Raw genomic sequence first — 320 nt, 5'->3', positions numbered from 1 at the left:
ATGGGGAAACGCTAATGTGGTCCTTGTCGGCCCGGCTGTTCCGCTCTTTGCTGGTGGGGCAGTTGGTGATCATCGTACTGATTGCCACTGCCACTGCTATCGCGCTGTTTGTATCCGCTACCGATTATTTCAAAACCCGGCTGGAGCATGATCGAGACCTGTTGTTGCAGGAGATTCACTGGCACGACGACCGCATGGATATTGATGAACATATTTTACCGCCTATCTTTGTTGCCCTGGAATCCGGCCATTATTACCAGGTGAACTGGAATGGCCAGCAACTGAAGTCGCCTTCGTTGGGTGATCGGGCGCTGGAAATG

The 320-nt window shown here is 52.5% G+C and carries 1 protein-coding gene; it reads left to right on the top strand.

Translation table 11 applies throughout. The features are described 5' to 3' along the window. Positions 1 to 14 precede the first annotated feature (14 nt). On the top strand, positions 15 to 320 hold a 306-nt coding region (locus Q4563_RS18200; protein ID WP_303605504.1), incomplete at its 3' end, for a hypothetical protein.

The sequence above is a fragment of the Gilvimarinus sp. 1_MG-2023 genome, assembly GCF_030548285.1.
This window is presented reverse-complemented; position numbering and strand designations above follow the sequence as displayed.